Annotated in this window: 1 protein-coding gene; it reads right to left on the bottom strand. The window is 68.1% G+C overall.

Annotation, left to right across the window (positions count from 1 at the left end):
* Positions 1–1,009, bottom strand: a 1,009-nt coding sequence (locus tag R1101_RS28610) for a PP2C family protein-serine/threonine phosphatase (RefSeq protein WP_016935712.1), incomplete at its 3' end; no start/stop codon positions are given.
* Positions 1,010–1,086 lie beyond the last annotated feature (77 nt).

Here is a 1,086-nt window from a genome sequence, read left to right as displayed (position 1 = left end):
GGTGGCCCTCGAAGAGTCCGTCGGTGAACAGCACGATCGCGCCGCCCTCGGGCAGATCCATCGTGTGGACGGGCCAGGTGGCCGTTCCCGGCAGCAGGCCCAGAGCAGGGCCGCCGGGGGCTTCCACCCAGTCGACGGTTCCGGCGTGGCGCAGCAGGAGGCCGGGGTGCCCTGCTCTCGTGACTTCCACGGTGCGTCGATCGGCACACATCGTGAGGTTGGTCATGGACGCGAAGAATCTGCTCTCGGTGCGTTCGGCGACGAGGAGTTCCTCGAGTTGCTGCAGCCGCCGGGGACCGTCGACGCCGCTGAGCACGAGCGTGCGCCACGCGATACGGAGCCCCACCCCGAGAGCGGCTTCGTCGGGACCGTGACCGGAGACGTCGCCGATGAGGACGTGCACAGTGCCGTCGTCGGTCTGCACGACGTCGTAGAAGTCGCCGCCGAGCAACGCGGAGGACCGGCCGGGGCGGTAGCGGGTGACGACATCGAAGTCCTGGGCGTCGCGCAGGAGCGGAGACGGGAGCAGACCGCGTTCGAGCCGGGCGTTCTCCTGCGCGTGCAATTGGCTCGCCTGGAGTTCCGCCGCCGCGATCTCGGTCTGCTTCCGCTGTATGGCGTAGCGGACGGCACGGCCGAACAGATCGGGCTCGACGCGTCCCTTGACGAGGTAGTCCTGGGCGCCGACCGAGAGTGCGGCGAGGCCGGTCTGTTCCTCGGCGAGGCCGGTGAGGACGACGATGGGTACCGAATCGGTGATCTCCTGGATGCGCGCGACCGCTTCGAGGCCGCTCGCATCGGGCAGGTGGAGGTCGAGAAGTACGCAATCGGGATGGGATGTGGTGAGTTCGTCGCGGGCCTGCGCGAGTGTCTGAACCCACACGACCGTCATCTCGGGGGCGCTGTCGACCACCAGCTCCTCGACGATGAGTGCGTCACCGGGGTCGTCCTCGATGAGGAGCAACGACGGCGGTTCGACCGACTCACCCTGCGCTCGGTGCATGTCCACTCGGTCGCCCCTCCCTCCCTGGTCGAAAGGGAACATTACAGACTCCACGACACCGTGCTCACAGGGTGGCCACAGAG

This window comes from Rhodococcus sp. R1101 (assembly GCF_000278445.1).
Lineage (GTDB): Bacteria > Actinomycetota > Actinomycetes > Mycobacteriales > Mycobacteriaceae > Rhodococcus > Rhodococcus gordoniae.
The sequence above is the reverse complement of the archived record's forward strand: the minus strand, read 5'-3'. Positions and strand labels throughout refer to the sequence as shown.